General features: G+C 52.3%; 20 protein-coding genes and 1 tRNA gene. 13 read left to right on the top strand and 8 right to left on the bottom strand.

Annotated elements, in window-relative coordinates; genetic code table 11:
- The first annotated feature begins 184 nt into the window (after nucleotides 1-184).
- Complete coding sequence (locus tag J8G15_RS20090; protein WP_210544598.1) at nucleotides 185-943, top strand: Nif3-like dinuclear metal center hexameric protein; 759 nt, start codon at nucleotides 185-187, stop codon at nucleotides 941-943.
- A 27-nt stretch (nucleotides 944-970) separates the two neighbouring features.
- On the top strand, nucleotides 971-2,005 hold the full coding sequence (pdxA, locus tag J8G15_RS20095) for a 4-hydroxythreonine-4-phosphate dehydrogenase PdxA (RefSeq protein ID WP_210544599.1): 1,035 nt from the start codon (nucleotides 971-973) through the stop codon (nucleotides 2,003-2,005).
- 10 nt (nucleotides 2,006-2,015) lie between these two features.
- Here the strand turns inward: pdxA and mscL are convergent, their stop codons facing one another.
- The gene (gene mscL, locus J8G15_RS20100; protein ID WP_370627557.1) at nucleotides 2,016-2,393 is read right to left on the bottom strand and encodes a large conductance mechanosensitive channel protein MscL; all 378 of its coding nucleotides are present in this window, start codon (nucleotides 2,391-2,393) and stop codon (nucleotides 2,016-2,018) included.
- A 201-nt stretch (nucleotides 2,394-2,594) separates the two neighbouring features.
- On the opposite strand from mscL, the gene petA reads away from it, so the two are divergent.
- The 6 genes from petA to J8G15_RS20130 all read left to right on the top strand — a co-directional run bounded on the left by petA (nucleotide 2,595) and on the right by J8G15_RS20130 (nucleotide 6,793).
- Nucleotides 2,595-3,209: a ubiquinol-cytochrome c reductase iron-sulfur subunit gene (gene petA / locus J8G15_RS20105; protein ID WP_210544601.1), complete on the top strand. Its 615-nt coding sequence runs from the start codon at nucleotides 2,595-2,597 to the stop codon at nucleotides 3,207-3,209.
- A 10-nt stretch (nucleotides 3,210-3,219) separates the two neighbouring features.
- Nucleotides 3,220-4,620, top strand: a complete 1,401-nt coding sequence (locus J8G15_RS20110) for a cytochrome bc complex cytochrome b subunit (RefSeq protein WP_210544602.1) — start codon at nucleotides 3,220-3,222, stop codon at nucleotides 4,618-4,620.
- A gap of 22 nt (nucleotides 4,621-4,642) precedes the next feature.
- Entirely contained in the window at nucleotides 4,643-5,410 is a 768-nt protein-coding gene (locus tag J8G15_RS20115) for a cytochrome c1 (RefSeq protein ID WP_370627559.1), read from the top strand.
- 107 nt (nucleotides 5,411-5,517) lie between these two features.
- Nucleotides 5,518-6,129 carry a glutathione S-transferase N-terminal domain-containing protein gene (locus tag J8G15_RS20120; protein WP_210544606.1) on the top strand — a complete coding sequence of 204 codons (612 nt, stop codon included), beginning with the start codon at nucleotides 5,518-5,520 and terminating at the stop codon, nucleotides 6,127-6,129.
- Nucleotides 6,130-6,142: 13 nt separating this feature from the next.
- Nucleotides 6,143-6,670, top strand: coding sequence for a ClpXP protease specificity-enhancing factor (locus tag J8G15_RS20125; protein ID WP_210547686.1), 528 nt, complete (start codon nucleotides 6,143-6,145; stop codon nucleotides 6,668-6,670).
- A 47-nt stretch (nucleotides 6,671-6,717) separates the two neighbouring features.
- Nucleotides 6,718-6,793 (top strand) — tRNA-Thr (locus J8G15_RS20130).
- 167 nt (nucleotides 6,794-6,960) lie between these two features.
- Here J8G15_RS20130 and J8G15_RS21770 read toward each other — a convergent pair.
- The gene (locus J8G15_RS21770; protein WP_240538387.1) at nucleotides 6,961-7,272 is read right to left on the bottom strand and encodes a hypothetical protein; all 312 of its coding nucleotides are present in this window, start codon (nucleotides 7,270-7,272) and stop codon (nucleotides 6,961-6,963) included.
- Nucleotides 7,273-7,297: 25 nt separating this feature from the next.
- Here J8G15_RS21770 and J8G15_RS20135 point away from each other — a divergent pair, with 25 nt between their 5' ends.
- From J8G15_RS20135 to J8G15_RS20155, 5 genes are all read left to right on the top strand, one after another.
- Nucleotides 7,298-8,272, top strand: coding sequence for a M23 family metallopeptidase (locus tag J8G15_RS20135; RefSeq protein ID WP_210544608.1), 975 nt, complete (start codon nucleotides 7,298-7,300; stop codon nucleotides 8,270-8,272).
- Nucleotides 8,273-8,426: 154 nt separating this feature from the next.
- Entirely contained in the window at nucleotides 8,427-11,192 is a 2,766-nt protein-coding gene (secA, locus tag J8G15_RS20140) for a preprotein translocase subunit SecA (RefSeq protein WP_210544610.1), read from the top strand.
- A 95-nt stretch (nucleotides 11,193-11,287) separates the two neighbouring features.
- A complete protein-coding gene (gene argJ, locus J8G15_RS20145) occupies nucleotides 11,288-12,517 on the top strand; it encodes a bifunctional glutamate N-acetyltransferase/amino-acid acetyltransferase ArgJ (protein ID WP_210544612.1) in 1,230 nt (409 codons plus the stop codon).
- On the top strand, nucleotides 12,514-13,392 hold the full coding sequence (locus J8G15_RS20150) for an ATP-binding protein (protein ID WP_210544614.1): 879 nt from the start codon (nucleotides 12,514-12,516) through the stop codon (nucleotides 13,390-13,392). The genes argJ and J8G15_RS20150 overlap by 4 nt, the downstream gene beginning before the upstream one ends.
- Nucleotides 13,389-13,862, top strand: coding sequence for an NUDIX domain-containing protein (locus J8G15_RS20155; RefSeq protein WP_210544616.1), 474 nt, complete (start codon nucleotides 13,389-13,391; stop codon nucleotides 13,860-13,862). Before J8G15_RS20150 ends, J8G15_RS20155 begins: the two co-directional genes overlap by 4 nt.
- A 58-nt stretch (nucleotides 13,863-13,920) precedes the next feature.
- Here the strand turns inward: J8G15_RS20155 and J8G15_RS20160 are convergent, their stop codons facing one another.
- From J8G15_RS20160 to pilB, 6 genes are read right to left on the bottom strand one after another with little or no spacing between them, the layout of a single operon-like run.
- The gene (locus J8G15_RS20160; RefSeq protein ID WP_210544618.1) at nucleotides 13,921-14,139 is read right to left on the bottom strand and encodes a DNA gyrase inhibitor YacG; all 219 of its coding nucleotides are present in this window, start codon (nucleotides 14,137-14,139) and stop codon (nucleotides 13,921-13,923) included.
- Complete coding sequence (zapD, locus tag J8G15_RS20165) at nucleotides 14,136-14,891, bottom strand: cell division protein ZapD (RefSeq protein WP_210547687.1); 756 nt, start codon at nucleotides 14,889-14,891, stop codon at nucleotides 14,136-14,138. The genes J8G15_RS20160 and zapD overlap by 4 nt, the downstream gene beginning before the upstream one ends.
- A gap of 22 nt (nucleotides 14,892-14,913) precedes the next feature.
- Nucleotides 14,914-15,531: a dephospho-CoA kinase gene (gene coaE / locus J8G15_RS20170; RefSeq protein WP_210544620.1), complete on the bottom strand. Its 618-nt coding sequence runs from the start codon at nucleotides 15,529-15,531 to the stop codon at nucleotides 14,914-14,916.
- Between the two features lie 2 nt (nucleotides 15,532-15,533).
- Nucleotides 15,534-16,376 carry an A24 family peptidase gene (locus tag J8G15_RS20175; protein WP_210544622.1) on the bottom strand — a complete coding sequence of 281 codons (843 nt, stop codon included), beginning with the start codon at nucleotides 16,374-16,376 and terminating at the stop codon, nucleotides 15,534-15,536.
- Complete coding sequence (locus J8G15_RS20180) at nucleotides 16,376-17,593, bottom strand: type II secretion system F family protein (RefSeq protein WP_210544624.1); 1,218 nt, start codon at nucleotides 17,591-17,593, stop codon at nucleotides 16,376-16,378. The genes J8G15_RS20175 and J8G15_RS20180 overlap by 1 nt, the downstream gene beginning before the upstream one ends.
- Nucleotides 17,594-17,614: 21 nt before the next feature.
- Nucleotides 17,615-19,348: a type IV-A pilus assembly ATPase PilB gene (gene pilB / locus J8G15_RS20185; RefSeq protein ID WP_210544626.1), complete on the bottom strand. Its 1,734-nt coding sequence runs from the start codon at nucleotides 19,346-19,348 to the stop codon at nucleotides 17,615-17,617.
- Between the last annotated feature and the right edge of the window lie 124 nt (nucleotides 19,349-19,472).

A 19,472-nucleotide genomic window follows, 5' to 3' on the forward strand; every position in this document is an offset into this window, starting at 1 on the left:
ACTGGGTTAAGTCCATTGATGGCACGGCTGGCCAAGCGATGGATCGCAGTAGGTCAGGGTTGTGACAGCTCACTTGAAGTGGCTTCTGTTGCCGGGTCGTCGTCTAAGCCCGGCATTTCGCCGACAATTTCGTCAACACTCACCGAACTTCCGATGCGACCCCATCCATCACCCGACCACCACCATGACAAGCCGACTTCAACTCCTAGAGAGTTTTGACACCCTGCTGAATCCGGAGCGCTTTCGCGACTACGGCCCCAACGGACTTCAGGTTGAAGGCAATGAGCGGATCCGAAAAATTGTCTCAGGGGTCACGGCCAGCCGAGCGTTGATTGAAGCCGCCGTTGAGGCCAAAGCCGACACGATTTTTGTGCACCACGGCTTGTTTTGGCGAGGCCAAGACGGTTGCGTTACCGGTTGGATGAAGCAGCGACTCGCTTTGCTCTTGGCCCACGACATTAATTTATTTGCCTATCACCTGCCGCTGGATGCTCACCCCGAGCTGGGAAATAATGCACAGTTCGGCTTGAAGCTGGGCTTGTCGACGCAGAAGCGCTTTGGCGAGCAAGACTTGGGATTTATTGCTGAATGCCCTTCCAATGAGGGGTTTGCCAATGCTGGAGCCTTGGTGCAACGGCTGGAAAAAGAGCTAAATCGTCCTGTGACCTTTGTTGGAAAAAAAGATTCCGATATTGAAAAAATAGCATGGTGCACTGGTGGAGCGCAAAGTTATTTCGAACCGGCCATTGCAGCGGGGGCGAGTGTTTTCATCACCGGTGAGATATCCGAACCACAGGCGCACTATGCCCGGGAATGTGGCGTTTCCTACATTGCCTGCGGCCACCATGCCAGCGAACGCTATGGCGCGCAAGCCGTGGCGGCCCACATCGCAGCACAGTTGAACCTAGACCATGAGTTCATCGACATCCCTAACCCCGCTTGAGAGCAGATGAACACCGTCAACACGTCCATGAAACTCCCCATTGCCATCACACTAGGTGATCCTGCGGGCGTGGGTCCCGAGATCATTGCGAAGGCCTTTCGTGACGCCCCCGATGTGACCGAAGGCTGTTTTGTTGTGGGTGACGTCGGCGTCGTTCGGCGCGCGCTTCAGGTCGTCTATGGTGGAGGTCTCCCGCTGCCTGTGGCCGTGCTTGACGATATGGGCGATATCGTCTTAGTGCCACCGAATTGCGTGCCAGTGTGGCCAGCAGCCACCTTGACCATACTGCCTCCCTATGGGCGGCTTAGTGCGGAGGCGGGTCGATTGGCTGCTGAATGTGTGGTTTGGGCGACGAGAGCGGCGTTGCGGGGCGACATTCGCGCAATGGTGACCGCTCCTCTAAACAAGGCGGCTTTGTCGTTGGCTGGCCTGCCGCATGACGGCTTTCCCGGGCACACCGAAATGCTGCAAGCCTTGTCGGCGGAGCATGCCGGTAGGTGCGTAGCTCAAATGCCGGTTCGCATGATGCTGGCCAACGATGAGTTGCGTGTCATTTTGGTCAGCATTCATTTGTCATTGAAAGCGGCCATTGATGCGGTCAATTTTGAAAGTGTTCTGCAAACCATTCGAATTACCCAGAAGGCCTTAACGCCGGTACTGGGGCGCCCTCCCCGAATCGCGGTGGCCGGATTGAACCCCCATGCGGGCGAATTAGGCCTATTTGGACGAGAAGAAATTGACACCATCGGTCCAGCCATTGCCGCTGCGAGCGCCGAGGGGATTGTGGTGAGTGGTCCGTTTGCGCCTGACTCTGTTTTCATGCGTGCGAGAAATTCGGCTAACCACATTGGGGAGTTTGACGTCGTGGTGGCGATGTACCACGACCAAGGACTGATCCCCGTCAAATACCTCGGGATGGAACAGGGCGTCAATGTCACATTGGGATTGCCCTTGGTTCGGACCAGCCCAGACCATGGGACCGCTTTTGACATTGCGGGGACGGGACTGGCCGACGCTACCAGCCTCATTGCCGCGATTAGGATGGCAAAGCAGCTCAGTTAAGCCGCACGCCTTATTGTTCCCAGCAGCAAAGATTAAAGCGGCGTAACTCCGGCCTCCTGTCAGTGCCCTTTGAGGCTGTCCCGGCAGGGACGTCCCTCTTCAGTCCATTCATCTGCTTGACCATCATAAAAATGATGAACGCCAAAAAGGCGAAATTAACGGCCACGGTGATGAAATTGCCATAAGCAAACAGGGGAACTCCTGCCTTTGTGAGCGCCACCAAACTCATTTCCGTACCTTCTGGGGGAGTGCCCAACACGATAAATAGATTGGAAAAGTCTAATTTGCCGAATATTGCACCGACCAACGGCATGATCAACTCCTTTACCATGGAGTCAACGATCTTGCCAAACGCGCCTCCAATGATGACGCCGACCGCCAGATCCATCACATTGCCTTTCACAGCAAACTCTTAAAATTCTTGCATCATTCCCATGTTCGATACTCCTGCAGATTGAGTCCCGCAGTATGGGTCAGCCAGCCGGTCAGTGTTAAAACTCGATATCGGTTTTCGGCATTAGTTCCGAATTTAGTGCTCAGCTACAATAAGTAGCTAACCCATTAGCGATGTTTTTCATTGAGGATTCCCATGAGTGAAACCCTTGTCGACGGCGGACAGATCGACTCAAGCAAACGAACGTGGCTGATAGCGTCAAGCTGCGTCGGTGTCGTAGGTGCTGGTGCCGTCGCCGTACCTTTTGTCAGCAGTTTTCAACCTTCGGAAAGAGCGAAAGCCGCTGGCGCCGCTGTCGAGGCTGATATTTCAGCGCTCAAACCCGGCGAGAAAATGACCGTTGAGTGGCGCGGCAAGCCGGTCTGGATCATGCGTCGTACGCCTGATCAGTTGGCTGCGTTGCCCAAGCTGGACTCTCAACTGGCAGATCCTAAGTCTGAACGCAAGCCTGCTGAGCAAGCGCCTGACTACGCTCGCAACGAAGTGCGTTCGATCAAGCCGGAGTACTTCGTCGCTGTTGGCATTTGCACACACTTGGGTTGCTCGCCCTCCGATAAGTTTCAGACTGGGGCTCAGCCCTCATTGCCCGATGACTGGCAGGGAGGATTCTTTTGTCCTTGTCACGGATCGACCTTTGATTTGGCTGGACGCGTCTACAAAAACAAGCCTGCGCCAGACAATCTTGAAGTGCCGCCGCATATGTATTTATCCGACACCAAGTTGCTAATCGGCGACGACAAGAAAGCCTGAGGACGTAAACATGGCTGAATTTCACGAAGTTTCTCCCAATGCGCCCGCCGGCGAAAAGCTGTTGAATTGGGTTGACAACCGCTTTCCTGCGTCAAAGCTCTTTAAAGAGCACATGAGCGAGTACTACGCTCCCAAGAATTTCAATTTTTGGTATATTTTCGGCGCGCTGTCCCTCTTGGTGCTTGTCATTCAAATCGTGACCGGTATTTTCCTGGTCATGCACTACAAGCCCGATGCGGCGCTGGCTTTTGCGTCAGTTGAGTACATCATGCGCGATGTGCCGTGGGGGTGGTTGATTCGCTACATGCACTCTACTGGCGCCTCTGCATTCTTTGTCGTGGTGTACCTGCACATGTTCAGGGGCCTCATGTATGGCAGCTATCGCAAACCACGCGAGTTGATCTGGCTTTTTGGCTGCGGTATTTTCCTGGCATTGATGGCTGAAGCCTTTATGGGTTACTTGTTGCCTTGGGGTCAGATGAGCTATTGGGGTGCGCAGGTGATTGTCAACCTCTTTGCCGCCATTCCATTCGTTGGTCCTGATCTTGCATTGTTGATTCGTGGGGACTTTGTGGTGGGTGACGCCACGTTGAATCGCTTCTTTAGCTTTCACGTGATTGCTGTGCCTCTGGTTCTGTTGGGTCTGGTCGTGGCGCACATCATCGCTTTGCATGAAGTGGGCTCTAATAACCCGGATGGTGTTGAGATCAAGAACCATAAGGATGAAAAAGGTCGCCCGTTAGACGGCATTCCTTTTCACCCCTACTACTCGGTGCACGACATCTTCGCTGTCAGTGTGTTCTTGATGGTGTTCACCGCCATTGTTTTCTTCGCACCTGAAATGGGGGGGTACTTCCTAGAGTACAACAACTTCATTCCAGCTGATCCATTCCAAACCCCGCTTCACATCGCGCCAGTTTGGTACTTCACACCTTTCTACTCAATGTTGCGCGCCGTGACGACGGAAATGATGTACGTCTTTATGGCCTGTGTCTTGGGTGGTGCGATCGTTGCCGCGGTGAAGGGGAAGATGCCCGCAGTATTCAAAGGTGCTATTTTGGTGGCGGCTGTTGCCGTGGTTGGCATGATGTTGGCCATTGACGCGAAATTCTGGGGCGTTGTCGCAATGGGTGGTGGCGTTGTGATTCTGTTCTTCTTGCCTTGGCTGGATCACAGCGAGGCCAAATCGATTCGCTATCGTCCTCAGTGGCACAAATACATGTATGCCGTGTTTGTGGTTAATTTCCTGGTGCTGGGCTACCTGGGAATTTTGCCTCCCTCTGACATCGGTGGACGTGTGGCGCAGATTGGCACCTTGTTCTACTTCGGCTTCTTTATCTTGATGCCTTGGTGGAGTCGTCTTGGTGTTACCAAGCCGGTGCCTGAGCGTGTCACATTCACGGCACATTGAGTGGGATTAGAAAATGAAAACAATGAGTTTCACTAATAAGGCTTTCTGCGGCTTGATGCTGGCTTTGGGCATGTCGATAGGAGCGCACGCAGCGGGTGGCGGTGGATTGGCTTGGGATAAAGCGCCCAACAAAACCAATGACATGGCTGCCCTGCAGAATGGGGTTAAGCTGTTCGCGAACTACTGTCTAAATTGCCATTCAGCCGCTTTCATGCGGTACACCCGTTTGACAGACATTGGGTTGACTGAGAGCCAGATCAAAGACAATTTATTGGTAACCAATTCAAAAATTGGCGACACCATGAAGGCAGCGATTGACCCGAAGCAGGCGAAAGCTTGGTTTGGCGCCAATCCGCCTGATTTAACCGTGATTGCCCGTTCGCGGGCTGGTTCGGGTGGTTCCGGTGCGGATTATCTCTACACCTACATGCGGACTTTCTATAGAGACGCGGAAAAACCAACTGGTTGGAATAATCTCGCATTCCCCAACGTGGCCATGCCGCATGTGCTCTGGGAACTTCAGGGTGAGCGCAGTCCGATCTTTGAGGTTATTGGGGAGCACGGTCATGAAACCAAGGTCTTCAAGGGATGGAAGCAGGAAGCGCCCGGCACAATGTCTCCATTGCAATACGACGAAGCAATGGGGGATTTGGTGAGCTATCTACAATGGATGGGCGAGCCCGTTCAAAACACCCGCGTTCGAGTAGGTGTTTGGGTTCTTTTATTCCTGGGCGTGCTCACTTTCTTCACGTGGAGATTGAATGCAGCCTACTGGAAAGATATAAAGTAAGCGAAGCATTCGACTTGGGTTCCTCATAGTGCTGTGGAGAATCCAGTTTGTTCAGAGTGGACGTGCGTAGCACGTTCCACTCTTTTTGATTTTTAGGAGCCTCTCATATGATGGTCTTGTATTCAGGTACAACCTGCCCGTTCTCACACCGATGCCGTTTTGTTCTTTTTGAAAAAGGAATGGATTTCGAGATTCGCGATGTGGACTTGTACAACAAGCCGGAAGACATCAATGTGATGAATCCATACGGCCAAGTTCCGATTCTGGTCGAGCGCGACCTGATTCTGTACGAGTCAAATATCATTAACGAATACATCGATGAGCGCTTCCCACACCCTCAACTGATGCCAGGTGATCCTGTTGACCGTGCACGAGTGCGCCTATTCCTGCTCAATTTTGAGAAGGAACTGTTTGTTCACGTCAACACACTGGAGTCGCGAGTTTCCAAAGGTAACGAAAAAGCCCTTGAGAAGGCGCGGGCACATATTAAGGATCGGCTCACTCAGTTGGCGCCGGTGTTCTTGAAGAACAAATACATGCTGGGTGACGGGTTTTCCATGCTGGACGTGGCGATCGCTCCTCTGCTGTGGCGCTTGGACTACTATGGCATCGATTTGAGTAAGAATGCAGCGCCTTTGTTAAAGTATGCGGAACGCATTTTCTCGCGTCCTGCTTACATTGAAGCACTGACACCATCCGAAAAAGTAATGCGCAAGTAACTGCCGTATGACCATGACGAATGGAGAAACCGAAACAACCTCTACCCGCCCTTATCTGATTCGAGCGCTGCATGAGTGGTGTACCGACAATGGATTGACTCCGCATTTAGCGGTGAGCGTTGACGGAAGTGTTCAAGTGCCTCAGGAGTTTGTTCGAGAGGGAGAAATTGTCCTGAACGTCAGCTTTGGTGCAACAAGTGCGCTGACTCTGGGCGATGAATTCATCGAATTCAAGGGGCGGTTCGCCGGAGCAGCTCGTGACATTCGAGTTCCTGTTCGTCAAGTCATGGGAATATATGCTCGGGAAAACGGTCAGGGCATGTCGTTCCCGATCAGTGTTAAAAGGCTCGACGATTCAACGATCGAGCCCCCCGGGAAAATTGGTGGCGTGTCTAGCCGAGCAGTTGCAAAGAGCGCAAAGCGGACGACCGCTTTGACAAGCGTAGTTTCGGTGTTGGATAGGGGTGGTTTCGCCGGTCCTGATCCAACGGCTTCTCCTGAGAGTCGAGGCCCACGCCCCACGCTTACCAGAATAAAATAACAGTCGAGGCAAAAAATAGCCCTCCAAAGACGTTAGAATTAGTAAGTGCCGATTTAGCTCAGTTGGTAGAGCAACCGCCTTGTAAGCGGTAGGTCGTCAGTTCGAATCCGACAATCGGCACCAAAATTTCAAGTTAGTCATTGACGCTAAACCCGAACCTTTAAAAGAGGTATCGGGTTTTTTGCGTTTCGGGGTCGGTGCGTCGATTTGTCACGGGGTGATGCAATTCGTTGGCGTGTTTGAGATTTTCGGCCAAATATCGACTTGTAAGGCCAGACTTGCTCCGAAAATCAGAGGGGGCGATGTGCTTGAACTTTTATCCGGATCGAGTTAACGTCCCAGCCTTTTACGCGTAAATGGGCTTCCATTGCGGGCAGAAGTTGTCGCAATTTTGCGGCGGCGGATGTACTGCTCAGTAGCAGGCACCAGACCGGTCCATCGATAGGCCCTGGAGCGACATAGGCTCTGAGCCCTGTTGGAATTAGGAACTCAACTGCCTTCAGTCGAGCCTTGGAGTCCGATGCCAATTCGCTTAGCCTAGCAAGGGTAGGCGAGCTTTGACTGGCTTGGAGCAGTGTGAGTACGTGTTGATGTCGCGGCATAAAGGATGGAACAAAGGGTGGTTAGATGCAATTAATTATCACGGATGGCTGGACGGCGCGAACGCGTGCCATTCAACTCAACGGTGCCAAATTGGTCCTAGCGCTACTGTTGGCTGCGACCTTGCTCATGTTGACGTCCGTGGTGCTGTACCACTGGGTATTTTTGACGGGCGCGCGCGCGGGTTGGCCGATCATGGGGCCATTGGCCGAAATTGTGACCAAAGATGATGTACTTCAAAGGGATCGTTTTCTCAGGGAAAACCTTGATGTTCTTGCGCGTCGAATGGGCGAAATTCAAGCCAAAGTCATTCAATTGGAGTCACTCGCCGAGCGGATTTCCGGTTTGACAGGTGTGGCGAATCCGATTCCAAAAGGAGCCTCTGGAAAGGGAGGGACCTTGGTGATGGGGCACTCACTTAGTATGCTTGAACTTGAGGCAACATTGACGAGTCTCGAGCAGTTGACCGGTGAGCGAGCGGACGCGTTGACAATGTTGGAGTCACGCCTGCTCGATAAAAAAATTAGCGCAATGATGGTGCCGACTCGGGTGCCGGTTGAGGACAGTGTCGTGGGCTCCCCTTTTGGGTGGCGGGTAGACCCAATCAACGGGCAGTCAGCTCTTCACACAGGCCTCGATTTTCAGGCCTCGCAGGGTACTCCCATTCTCGCCGCTGCCGGTGGTGTTGTGGTAACCCAGGAGTTTCATCCTGCCTATGGCAATATGGTGGAGATTGACCACGGCAACGATTTGATCACTAGATATGCGCATGCCGTAAAAACATGGGTAAAAAAGGGTGACCTCATCAAGCGGGGTCAGCTCATTGCGGAGGTTGGAACCACGGGTCGCTCTACAGGTCCGCATTTGCACTTCGAAGTTCTGGTCAATGGAGTCCAGCAAGATCCGCAAAAATTTTTGGACGCGGGTAAAGATTCGGCGACTGCAGGCGCCTCAACAAGGAAGGCCGGAAACACGTTAGCCGGTACTCGCAAGTCTCCATGATGCGAGCAACGTAAAATCACACTGTCGGCCTGTCTGGAGTTCGCGTTTCCATTGAATGCTTGAATTTTCCTAGACAGTCCTCATTTCCTTCATATTCAAAAAGGGTTGCACTGCTCGATTGACTCGATTGAGTCAATGAGTTCGACTTGCGTTCATGGCCATCAATATCCTTACAAAAATCTTCGGTAGTCGCAATGACCGCCTCCTCAAACAATATCGTACTGGCGTTTCTCGTGTAAACGCGCTGGAAGCAGCCTATGAGAAGTTGACGGATGACGAATTGCGCGCGAAAACGCCCGAATTCAAAAATCGTTTGTCTGCAGGTGAAGCGCTTGACGATCTGTTGCCCGAGGCATTCGCCGCAGTGCGCGAAGGGTCAAAGCGCGCCATGAAGATGCGTCACTTTGACGTGCAAATGTTGGGGGGCATGTCACTTCATCACGGAAAAATTTCAGAAATGGGGACTGGGGAAGGAAAGACCTTGACCGCGACGTTGCCGGTATACCTCAATGCATTGACGGGCAAAGGAGTCCATGTCGTTACCGTCAATGATTACTTGGCGAACCGCGATGCTCAGTGGATGGGCACTCTTTACAAATTTTTGGGTCTGACCGTTGGGATCAATTTGCCCAATATGTCCAGAGAAGAGAAGCAAGCAGCCTATCAATCGGATATCACTTACGGTACGAACAACGAATTTGGATTCGATTACCTTCGGGACAACATGGTGTACGAGTCTGGCGACCGTGTCCAGCGGGGCTTGAACTACGCGATTGTGGACGAGGTTGATTCGATCTTGATTGACGAAGCTCGCACACCCTTGATCATCAGCGGACAAGCTGAAGACCACACGGACGTCTATATTGCCATCAATAAGGTGGTGCCTTCGCTGCAGCTTCAGGAGGGTGAGGCAGACCCCCGAACTGGAGAAGGCGTCACCAAGCCGGGTGACTTCACCTTGGATGAAAAAAGCCGTCAGGTTTACCTCACGGAGCAAGGGCACGAAAACGCCGAGAAAATTCTGTTTGAGTTGGGTTTGATTCCAGCCGGGTCATCTTTGTATGACCCAGCCAACATTACATTGATGCATCATTTGTATGCAGCATTGCGAGCCAACCATCTACATCATCGCGATCAGCACTATGTGGTTCAAAATGGTGAAGTCGTCATTGTGGATGAGTTCACCGGGCGTCTGATGTCGGGACGTCGTTGGAGTGAGGGGCTTCACCAGGCGGTTGAGGCGAAAGAGGGCGTCCTCATTCAGCCAGAAAATCAGACCATGGCGTCGATTACCTTCCAGAACTACTTTCGCCTGTACTCAAAGTTGTCTGGAATGACGGGTACGGCCGACACAGAAGCCTATGAGTTTCAGGAAATTTATGGCCTTGAGACGGTGGTGATGCCGCCCAACAGGCCGAGCAAGCGAGATGATCAGCTGGATCGCGTGTACAAGACGACACCAGAGAAGTACCAGGCCGCGATCAACGACATTCGTGAGTGTTATGAGCGTGGCCAGCCGGTGTTGGTCGGTACAACATCTATTGAGAACTCTGAAATCATTGCGCAACTGTTGGAGCAAGAGAAACTGCCGCACCAGGTTCTGAATGCCAAGCAGCACGCCCGAGAAGCGGACATCGTGGCTCAAGCGGGCCGCCCCAAAATGATCACCATCGCAACCAACATGGCCGGGCGCGGAACGGATATCGTGTTGGGTGGCAATGTCAGCAAGTCCATTGAAGAGGTTGAAGCCAATGACACCCTGGACGTGGACCAAAAGTCAGGGCAAATTGCAAGCATTCGTGCGCAATGGTCAGAGGTACATGAACAAGTCAAGGCTTTAGGTGGTTTGCGCATCATCGCCACGGAACGTCATGAGTCCCGGCGAATCGATAATCAGTTGCGGGGTCGTTCTGGACGGCAGGGGGATCCTGGTTCATCGCGCTTCTATTTGAGTCTGGATGACTCTCTAATGCGGATTTTTGCGGGTGATCGAGTGCGATCAATCATGGACCGACTCAAGATGCCAGACGGTGAGGCCATTGAGGCAGGCATCGTGACCCGTAGTATCGAGAGCGCCCAACGCAAGGTTGAGGCACGCAACTTCGACATGCGCAAGCAACTGCTTGAATATGATGACGTGTCAAACGATCAGCGCAAAGTGATTTATCAACAACGGAATGAAATTCTCGATGCCACTGATCTCACCGCTCAAGTAGCCTCATTGCGAGAAGGGTGCTTTCAGGACTTGGTTCGTGAATACGTGCCAGTTGAGTCAGTTGAGGAGCAGTGGGACATCGCCGCTTTGGAAAAGGTCTTGTCTGAGGAATGGCAATTGCCAATTGCGCTTCAGGAGGCTGTGAGCTCGGCGAGTGCTATCACCGATGAAGACATCGTTGAAAGTGTCAAAAGCGAAGCCGACAAGTTGTTTGAAGCCAAGGTGACGCTTGTCGGTGGAGAAAATTTCACTCAGTTTGAGCGCATGGTTCTTTTGCAAAGCATTGACACGCATTGGCGCGATCACTTGGGCTCGCTGGACTATTTGCGTCAAGGCATTCATTTGCGGGGATATGCCCAGAAACAACCCAAACAAGAGTACAAGCGTGAAGCTTTTGAGTTGTTCGGTCAATTGCTCGACTCTGTCAAAAATGAGGTTACCAAGTTGTTGATGACGGTTAAGGTGCAGTCCAACGACCAATTGGAGCAAGCTGCTGATGACATGGAGAATCGTGGTGAAAGCGTGGCGAACGTGACCTACTCTGCACCGAATGAAACCGGGGAAGTTGAGACCCGACTGGCGAATGCCATTCCGGGTAATTCAGTCGGCGTAGCGACAGGTGACGTTCCTCGTGTTGGTCGCAACGAATTGTGTCCGTGTGGCAGTGGCAATAAATACAAGCACTGCCATGGCAAGCTGGCGTAAAAGCTAAAACACGATAAACATTCGGGCCAATGGCCCGTTTGCCATTTATGGGACAGATTTTTTGGAACAATGACTCTATCAATGAAGGAATTACCATGCCCGTGAACCTATCTAATCCAAATCCCGCTGAACTCTTTCCCATTGCCGGTTTGCGCATTGGTGTCGCCGAGGCAGGTATTCGCAAGGCCAACCGCAAGGACCTGACCGTGGTCTTGATTGATAAGGGGGCGTCAGTCGCTGGGGTGTTCACCCAAAATCGATTCTGTGCCGCGCCAGTACAAATATGCCGAGATCACCTCGCAAGCAATGTGGGTGTTCGGGCCATGCTGATCAATACGGGCAATGCCAATGCCGGAACAGGGGAAGATGGCCGTCAGCGCGCCTTGAGTACCTGCAGAGCATTGGCAGCTCGAATTGGGATCATGCCCGAGGAAATCCTGCCGTTCTCAACCGGTGTGATCATGGAATCTTTGCCCAGTGACCGCATAGAAGCGGGGTTGCCAGCAGCCTTGGCTGATGCCCAGGAGGGCAATTGGATGCGAGCAGCTGAAGGCATCATGACGACTGACACTGTGGCGAAGGCGTTTGGCACGCGGGTCATCATCGACGGTGTCGCGATCAGCATCACAGGGATTAGCAAGGGTGCGGGAATGATTCGCCCGAACATGGCAACAATGCTCGGTTTTCTGGCGACGGATGCTTGCATCAGCGCCACATTAATGAAGCAATTGGCCACCGAGTTGGCAGACGGATCGTTTAATCGGGTGACGGTCGATGGCGATACGTCGACCAATGACTCCTTCGTGGTCATTGCCACAAACAAAGCGGCGAATGCCCCAATTGACTCGCTGACCAGTCCGGCTGGTCAGAAGTTAAAGCTTGCCATGCTCGAGGTGGCCAAGAAGCTGGCTCAAGCGATTGTCAGAGATGGAGAGGGCGCTACTAAGTTTATAGCAATTGAGGTGACAGGTGGAAAATCGACCCAGGAATGTCGCCAGGTCGCGTATGCCATTGCACATTCACCCCTGGTGAAAACGGCGTTCTTCGCAAGCGACCCTAACTTGGGTCGAATTCTTGCAGCTGTGGGGTACGCTGGAATAGAGGATTTGGATCAATCCACCATTGACTTGCGCTTGGACGATGTCCTCGTTGCGGTGAAGGGGGGGAGAAATCCAGGATATCGCGAAGAAGACGGACAGCGCGTCATGAAGAAAAACGAAATCACGGTCAAGGTGGAGTTGGGCAGGGGAGACGCAAAGGACACAGTCTGGACTTGTGATTTGAGCCAAGACTATGTGACCATCAATGCCGATTACCGATCATGAGCGAGCAGTTTGAGAAATTGATGCTCCGCGCTGAGCGACTCATTGGCCGGATCGAAGCGATATTGCCGCAGTCACTTACTGAACCGGATTGGACCGCTTCGATCGCTTTTCGCTATCGAAAGAGAAGCAATGGCCGAGGTGCGCTGGAACCAATACGCCATGTTGGCGTTATTCATCTTTCGGACTTGCAGGAGATCGACCAGCAGAAGGAGAAAATCAGTCGCAATACGGCTCGGTTTGTCGATGGGCGTCTGGCGAACAACGTTCTGCTGACGGGCGCACGCGGCACCGGCAAGTCATCCCTGATCAGGGCCTGCCTCCACGAATACTCGGGCCGAGGTTTACGTTTGATTGAAGTCGACAAAACGGACTTGGTTGATCTCCCCGACATTGTCGACTTGGTGTCGGAGCGGCCAGAACGTTTTATTGTGTTCTGTGACGATTTGAGCTTTGAAGATGGCGAACCAGGCTACAAAGCCCTCAAATCTATTTTGGATGGCTCAGTGGCGGAAACGACACCTAACGTGCTGGTATATGCGACAAGCAATCGCCGGCATTTGTTGCCCGAGTACATGAAGGAAAATCTCAGTTACACCCATACGCCAGATGGGGAGGTTCATCCGGGTGAGGTTATCGAGGAAAAGGTGTCTTTGTCGGAGCGTTTTGGGCTCTGGGTAAGTTTTTATCCATTTACACAAAATGAGTATTTGGCCGTGATAGCACAGTGGCTAACTTTCTTTGGTGCGAGCACTGAATCCATTGAACTCGCCAAGCCTGAGGCATTGGTTTGGGCTTTGGAGCGAGGTTCTCGCAGCGGGCGTGTCGCTTATCAGTTTGCGCGGGATTTCTCCGGAAAACAGAGCACCATGCCATGAAATCGGCTCCATTGGTCGCAGACGCTCAGTTGCCGAGGGAAGGTGGCTTGGATCGGCCCTTGACTGAGGTTGCCGTTGGCATTTTGATTCGGTCTGACGGAGACTTTTTGTTGACCTCAAGACCGAACGGCAAGGTTTACGCCGGATATTGGGAGTTTCCCGGCGGGAAGCTTGAGTCCGGCGAGTCTGTTGTCCAAGCTTTGGCCCGCGAGTTGCAGGAGGAGTTAGGCATCTCGATTGGCGAGGTAGCAACTTGGAAAGATGAGACTGTCGACTATCCCCATGCCCTGGTTCGGCTTCATTTTTGCAAGGTATTGTCTTGGGAGGGTGAACTGCAAATGAGAGAAGGCCAGCAAGCTTCTTGGCAGCGATTGCCCGTCGTAGTGACGCCTATTTTGCCGGGGACCATGCCAGTGCTTGATTGGCTGGCCCAAGAACGAGGCCATATCGGCGCGACCAACTTAGACTAGTCAGTTGACGAAGGTCAAAATACCCGTTCTCAGCCTAGCCGGCTTGAGCTAGTCGGCTTCATGTGGCGGGCCTGCCGTCTACGTCGTCTTCGACCTCTGCGTCAGAGCTGTTTACCCGAAACTCTTCATTTGCCCAAGCTCCCAGGTCCATGTTTTTGCAACGCTCGCTGCAAAAGGGCCGGAAGGCATTGGACGGCGCGAAAATACTGTCGCCACGGCAGGTTGGGCATCGTACAACTTTGGGTTTATGGCTTGACAATTGAAACTCAATGGTCATGAGCACAATGCGACTTCAAAACTCGCGTTCTCTTGGCAAGGATGCAGTCGGTGGTCTTCACCTTGGCGCATCATTCGGATGGACACCATAAGCCGGTTTCCACTGATTTCTGGAACGAGCTCTAGCGTTGGATCCAGAGCTAGACGGAGCAGTTGAAACGTTCGACCTTGCGGCAGATTTTGCTGGAACTGTCCGCTACTGGCAACCACCTTTTGAGGAGCACCAGAGTCGCGCAATAGTTTGAGAAGCAATTGAATTGAGTCGGCCAGAGGCGTCAGTGTCTTGCTCCAAGTTACAAGATCGCTTGTTCGCTCGCTGCTGGGCCGATGTTGCCACGCGTAGTAGGCGGGAAGGTCGAACTCGCAGGTGCCACCAGGGATTCCAATTCGACTGCGGATGCTCATCAGCCAGTCATTTTCAGTGAGCGATTGGCCAGCCTTGCCTGATAGGCCGCTAAGGGACTGAAAGCACTGGTCCAGTTGCTGGATAACCTCATCCAGCACACCCTCAGCGATCGCTGGGTTGCCTCGGAAGGCATCCATTGCGTGCTTTTGTTTGTCCAGGTCTTTCAGAACATCTGACTTCAGGTCCGCTCGGGCGCCAACGTCCATGATTTCAAAGAGCGTGGTAATCGCAAAATGATGGTCAAGAGCCTGTTCTCTGGAGATCAGGTTTGCCAGACGAATGAACAGTTGCTCCAGCCTCAAGTAGGTTCGGATACGTTCGTTAAAGGGGTACTCGTAAAGGATCACACTAATTTCGTTGTTTGCCAAGTCAATTGCATGATAGCCCGAAGCCGCTGGCGATGTAGCGGACTTCCAATGCAAGTTGACTTAGCGATTGCGTGATGTTGCAGATTACAGTGTCTGCGGCGCTCAGGCGAGTTTTCCGACTGGCCTGTGAGGCCATGATTTTTTCAACCTCGGAACGACTCATGCCGCTTCGAATATTGACTCTTTCAATTTGAAGCTCCGAGGTCGAGTCGATGACCAGCACATGATCGACTCTTTCTCTCCACACCGGCGATTCAACGAGCAAGGGGACGTCAAAGACCACAACTCGGCATTGCTCATCAAGCGCCACATTCGTTTGCCATTGAATCTCTCGCCCAACCAAGGGGTGGATAATTGACTCGAGTGCCTCTCGCGCTTTTGCATCGGTGTAAACCAGCTGACGCATCTTGTCTCTGTTTAATGCGCCATCGACATCGATGAAAAGCTGACCAAATGTTTTTGAAATCAAGGGGATCGCATCGCCGCCCGCCGCAGTCATTTGCCTGGATATCGCGTCTGCATCAATGATTCTGGCGCCATGGGATGCCAGAAGTTTCGCGACAGTGCTTTTCCCGCTGCCGATTCCACCTGTTAATCCGACGCGTAAGAACGAGGGCACGTTTAAAGCCCCACAAAACTCATGATGGGTTGGGGACTAAAAATCATGACCATCAAGCCTGCTCCGGCCAAAAAGGGGCCAAATGGCACATAGCCTCCCTCGCGCAGTCCGCTGGAGAACTTCATGGCAATGCCGACAGCCGCGCCTATGACGGATGCCATCAAAATAATAGGAATCAACGCTTGCCAGCCAAACCACGCACCCAACGCCGCAAAGAGTTTGAAATCTCCATATCCCATTCCTTCTTTTCCAGTCGCGAGCTTGAACGCCCAGTAGACGAGCCAAAGGGAGATGTAACCAGCGATACATCCCCAGACCGCAGACGATAGGCTTACAGAGGTCCATTGAACTGCTGACGCAATCAGCCCAGCCCACAATAGAGGCAAGGTAATGTCGTCCGGGAGCAGAGTGGTGTCCCAATCGATCATGGTTAGTGCGACTAGGCAGGCACAAAATCCCGCCCAGGCCAGGGCTGTAGCGCTTGCGCCCCATTGCCAGCCGCAAAAGGCAAACAATGTGCCGGTGGCGAGTTCAATACTTGGGTATCGCAAGCTGATGGGTGTGTTGCACTTCGCGCACTTTGCTCGCAAAAATACATAGCTCAATACTGGAATATTCTCAAACCAACGAATTTGATGATTGCAACTTGGGCAGCGCGAACGGGGGGTCATCAAGTTGAATGGCAACCCATCCGAGAGCTTCGTCCCAGAAAATTCAGCCGCTTCAGATTTCCATTGGGCTTCAAGCATGAGAGGAAGCCGGTAAATCACGACATTTAAAAAGCTGCCGACCAGCAACCCCAAGCCCGCGAAAACAATCGTACTCATTCCTTGCAAATCGATCATCAGACAACTTGTCCCAACTTGAAAATCGGCAGGTACATCGCGACAACAATGCCACCAATGACAGTACCCAAGATCACAATAATGATGGGTTCCATGAGGCTGGAGATGCCGGCAACCATGTCGTCGACTTCCCCCTCATAGAAATCAGCAGCTTTGCTCAGCATGTGATCGATGGATCCGGACTCTTCACCAATTGCGCACATTTGCAGAACCATTGAAGGAAAGAGGTTGGCATTGGTCATCGCCACCGTCAACGCAGTGCCTGTAGAGACTTCTTGTTGAATTTTTACGGTGGCTGATTGGTAGACATAATTGCCAGAGGCCCCGCCCACTGAGTCAAGGGCCTCTACCAGTGGCACACCCGCAGCAAACATCGTGGCAAGGGTCCGAGTCCACCGGGCGATGCAAGATTTGTCGACAAGGACGCCAAAAATAGGCATTTGCAACATAAGCCTATCCATCACCTGCTGCATCTTTTCGTTGCGACGCCAAGCCTGCATAAAGAAGTAAATTCCTCCTCCGATACCGCCAAAAATAAGCCACCAGTAGGAAACAAATATCTCACTGATTGCGATAACGGCAAGGGTCGGCGCCGGCAGATCGGCTCCGAAATTTGAGAATACCTCTTTAAATGCTGGCACCACAAATATCATGATCACGGCGGTGACTACGAACGCCACCACCAAAACTGAAATGGGGTACATCAACGCAGACTTGATCTTTGACTTGATCGCCTCTGTTTTCTCCATGTAAACAGCGAGCCGATCCAGAAGTTGATCCAAGATACCTGCGGCCTCGCCGGCCTCGACTAGATTGCAGTACAGGTTGTCAAAGTAGAGTGGGTATTTGCGAAACGCCGCGCTGAGGGATGTTCCGGTTTCCACGTCTGACCGAATGTCATTGAGCAACCGAGTGACGCTGGGATTGGGATTACCCCGTCCAACGATATCAAATGCTTGCAGCAGCGGTACTCCGGCCTTCATCATCGTGGCAAGTTGCCGGGTAAATATCGCCATATCCTTCGGCTTGATGGCCCGCCCAGCGCTCATCCGGCGCTTTTTGATCTTGGATAGCAAAACTCCCTGACGACGCAGGGCAGCTTTCACTTGGTTTTCGCCTGCCGCACGGGTCTCTCCGCGAACTTGCTTGCCATTGCGGTCCTTCCCTTCCCACTCAAAGACAAATTCTTTGGTCGTTTTTGACTTTGCGGTTGCCATACGGTCCCTTGTATGAATCAATTATTCGTTGGTTACGGCAAGGACTTCTTCAAGCGAAGTCAAACCGAGTTTGGCCTTGTTCAGGCCCGCTTGTCGAAGTGAGCGAACGCCTTCCTTGGCCGCTTGCTCGGCGATTTCCAGCGCACTTCCATCCCGGAGAATAATGCGCTGAATCTCTTCAGTGATTGGCATCACTTGGTACAGACCCACACGGCCTTTGTATCCACTGTTGCACATCGAGCACCCAACAGGCTGGTAGGCCACCCATGGGGTGCTCAACTCTTCTGGTTTGTAACCTGCGTCAAGTAAGACCTGCTTGGGGATGTCAACCGCAGTTTTACAGTTTGGGCAAAGCCTGCGCGCCAACCTCTGCGCCGTGATCAGGATGACGCTTGATGCAATATTGAACGGCGCAATGCCCATATTGCGCATGCGGGTCAAAGTGGCAGGCGCATCGTTTGTGTGAAGTGTCGAAAGGAGCAGGTGGCCTGTCTGCGCCGCTTTGATCGAAATATCGGCGGTTTCCAAATCACGTATTTCCCCGACCATGATGATGTCTGGATCCTGGCGCAAGAACGACTTGAGTGCAACGGCAAATGTCAGTCCTGCTTTATCATTGACATTGACTTGGTTGACGCCTGGCAAGTTGATTTCGGAAGGGTCTTCTGCGGTCGCAATGTTGACCCCTGGCTTGTTCAAAAGATTCAAGCAGGTGTAAAGCGAGACCGTTTTTCCGGACCCGGTTGGGCCGGTGACCAAAATCATGCCATACGGTCGACTGATTGCTTTCAAAAGTCGCTCTTTCTCCTCAGGCTCATAGCCAAGCGCGTCAATGCCCAGCTTTGCACTGCTGGGGTCCAAAATCCGAATAACAATTTTTTCTCCAAATAGGGTCGGCAAAGTGCTGACTCGAAAATCGATAACCCGGTCAGGTCCGATTTTGAGTTTCATCTTGCCGTCTTGAGGGACACGCTTTTCGGAGATATCCATCCTGGAGATCACTTTGATCCGAGATGCAAGCTTGTCTTTAATGGCTACCGGCGGTGACGCAATTTCTCTGAGTTCCCCATCGATTCGAAAGCGGACCCGATAGTTGTGTTCATAGGGCTCGAAGTGGAGATCCGATGCACGCATGCTAAATGCGTCAAGAAGCATTTTGTGCAAGAACTTGACGACGGGCGCGTCATCTACCTCTGATGCCGCTGTGTCGGTTGAGTCCGCAATGGACTCGGTGGCTGATTCATCAAACTCGAAATCGCTACCGATAAGCGTTTCCATTGTTTCCGCAGCTGTTGCCGCTTTGCTCGTGACAAGTTTGAGAAGCTTGTCATATTCCGCAATAACCCAGTCAATGCCCAACTGCGTCGCAAACTTGATCTTTTCAGCTGCTTGTTGATCGGATGGATCAGCTGTGGCGACCAAAAGTCGGTTGTTCCGTTTGCTGAGAACGACAACACGGTAGTCGCTGCAAATTTTCGGGTCCAGTAATCCAGTGGGAAGACTTTTTACATCAAGTGCGTTGAGGTCAATCAATGGTGCCGCATAGGCGACGGACATGGTGTGTGCCAAATCGAAAGCGGAAACCGCGCCAGAGCCGGTGAGTTCTGCTATGAAGCCAGTGCGACTGTCTTCAGCTTTACGGTAAAGATCCTCTGCAAGCTTTTGCTCCAGTTTTCCAGCTAAAACTAACGCACGCCCCAGTCCAGGCAAAGCTGTTGGGGTAGGGTCTCGGAGAGTGTTATCAACTGAGGGCATAGAGCAAGAATGTACTACGTCAGGATTCGAGTCGGTGGGTCGTTGACAGTCGCCTGAGCATAGTGCCCCAGATTGGCCATCGATTTGTGGCGAAAGTGGTTCAGACTACCAGTTCAACATGTCG

Source organism: Rhodoferax sp. PAMC 29310, from assembly GCF_017948265.1.
In the GTDB taxonomy this organism is placed as follows: Bacteria; Pseudomonadota; Gammaproteobacteria; order Burkholderiales; family Burkholderiaceae_C; genus Rhodoferax.

Coding starts and splice junctions, on each gene's coding strand:
- J8G15_RS20090 (WP_210544598.1), top strand. CDS start 185: ATGACAAGCCGACTTCAACTCCTAGAGAGTTTTGACACCCTGCTGAAT.
- pdxA (WP_210544599.1), top strand. CDS start 971: ATGAAACTCCCCATTGCCATCACACTAGGTGATCCTGCGGGCGTGGGT.
- mscL (WP_370627557.1), bottom strand. CDS start 2,393: ATGGATCTGGCGGTCGGCGTCATCATTGGAGGCGCGTTTGGCAAGATC.
- petA (WP_210544601.1), top strand. CDS start 2,595: ATGAGTGAAACCCTTGTCGACGGCGGACAGATCGACTCAAGCAAACGA.
- J8G15_RS20110 (WP_210544602.1), top strand. CDS start 3,220: ATGGCTGAATTTCACGAAGTTTCTCCCAATGCGCCCGCCGGCGAAAAG.
- J8G15_RS20115 (WP_370627559.1), top strand. CDS start 4,643: ATGAGTTTCACTAATAAGGCTTTCTGCGGCTTGATGCTGGCTTTGGGC.
- J8G15_RS20120 (WP_210544606.1), top strand. CDS start 5,518: ATGATGGTCTTGTATTCAGGTACAACCTGCCCGTTCTCACACCGATGC.
- J8G15_RS20125 (WP_210547686.1), top strand. CDS start 6,143: ATGACGAATGGAGAAACCGAAACAACCTCTACCCGCCCTTATCTGATT.
- J8G15_RS21770 (WP_240538387.1), bottom strand. CDS start 7,272: ATGCCGCGACATCAACACGTACTCACACTGCTCCAAGCCAGTCAAAGC.
- J8G15_RS20135 (WP_210544608.1), top strand. CDS start 7,298: ATGCAATTAATTATCACGGATGGCTGGACGGCGCGAACGCGTGCCATT.
- secA (WP_210544610.1), top strand. CDS start 8,427: ATGGCCATCAATATCCTTACAAAAATCTTCGGTAGTCGCAATGACCGC.
- argJ (WP_210544612.1), top strand. CDS start 11,288: ATGCCCGTGAACCTATCTAATCCAAATCCCGCTGAACTCTTTCCCATT.
- J8G15_RS20150 (WP_210544614.1), top strand. CDS start 12,514: ATGAGCGAGCAGTTTGAGAAATTGATGCTCCGCGCTGAGCGACTCATT.
- J8G15_RS20155 (WP_210544616.1), top strand. CDS start 13,389: ATGAAATCGGCTCCATTGGTCGCAGACGCTCAGTTGCCGAGGGAAGGT.
- J8G15_RS20160 (WP_210544618.1), bottom strand. CDS start 14,139: ATGACCATTGAGTTTCAATTGTCAAGCCATAAACCCAAAGTTGTACGA.
- J8G15_RS20175 (WP_210544622.1), bottom strand. CDS start 16,376: ATGATCGATTTGCAAGGAATGAGTACGATTGTTTTCGCGGGCTTGGGG.
- J8G15_RS20180 (WP_210544624.1), bottom strand. CDS start 17,593: ATGGCAACCGCAAAGTCAAAAACGACCAAAGAATTTGTCTTTGAGTGG.
- pilB (WP_210544626.1), bottom strand. CDS start 19,348: ATGCCCTCAGTTGATAACACTCTCCGAGACCCTACCCCAACAGCTTTG.